Genomic DNA, 315 nt, shown 5'->3' with positions numbered 1-315 from the left:
TCGGTAGCTCAGTCGGTAGAGCAGAGGACTGAAAATCCTCGTGTCGGCGGTTCGATTCCGTCCCGAGCCACCATTTTTTTATGCCGACTTAGCTCAATTGGTAGAGCAACTGACTTGTAATCAGTAGGTTGGGGGTTCAAGTCCTCTAGTCGGCATCCTTTAGGGGCATAGTTTAAAGGTAGAACTGAGGTCTCCAAAACCTCCAGTGTGGGTTCGATTCCTACTGCCCCTGTAAAAGTGTATGGGCCTATAGCTCAGCTGGTTAGAGCGCACGCCTGATAAGCGTGAGGTCGATGGTTCGAGTCCATTTAGGCC

2 tRNA genes are annotated in these 315 nt (G+C 50.8%); both read left to right on the top strand.

What is annotated here, in order from left to right:
• The first annotated feature begins 82 nt into the window (after window positions 1-82).
• Window positions 83-155 (top strand) — tRNA-Thr (locus JDS99_RS31205).
• 6 nt (window positions 156-161) lie between these two features.
• A tRNA-Trp gene (locus JDS99_RS31200) sits at window positions 162-232 on the top strand.
• The last annotated feature ends 83 nt before the right edge of the window (window positions 233-315 follow it).

The organism is Bacillus cereus group sp. N6 (assembly GCF_016483705.1).
Taxonomy (GTDB): domain Bacteria; phylum Bacillota; class Bacilli; order Bacillales; family Bacillaceae_G; genus Bacillus_A; species Bacillus_A wiedmannii.
The sequence above is the reverse complement of the archived record's forward strand: the minus strand, read 5'-3'. Positions and strand labels throughout refer to the sequence as shown.